The organism is Vibrio sp. 10N.222.52.B7, from assembly GCF_041474275.1.
Lineage (GTDB): Bacteria > Pseudomonadota > Gammaproteobacteria > Enterobacterales > Vibrionaceae > Vibrio > Vibrio crassostreae_C.
In genome coordinates this window covers 1-233 of the sequence record NZ_JBFRTU010000723.1, presented here as the reverse complement: position 1 = coordinate 233, position 233 = coordinate 1, and the positions used below count along the sequence as shown (strand labels likewise).

Sequence of the window (233 nt, the reverse complement as noted above, 5' to 3'; positions counted from 1 at the left end):
TTCCATAGCACCCAGGCCAGTCAGGACAGCCAAGGCCAGCATCAGACAAACGGGTATAAGCGCCGAGCACAATCACGGTAAGGGTTAACAAGATAGTTAATCTCATCATGTGCATGAGTAAATCAGGGGCTTTATTCTGCATCGTTTATCTCCCTATACTTATTCCCTTTTCGCTAACAACACTCAGCATTAACGCAATCTGCTAAAGCTCATTAACTCAAGCTCATCAACTC

1 protein-coding gene is annotated in these 233 nt (G+C 44.6%); it reads right to left on the bottom strand.

Annotated features, from left to right (window positions below):
• Positions 1-142: COX15/CtaA family protein (locus tag AB4512_RS24990; protein ID WP_372176153.1), on the bottom strand; the 142-nt coding region annotated here is incomplete at its 3' end.
• Between the last annotated feature and the right edge of the window lie 91 nt (positions 143-233).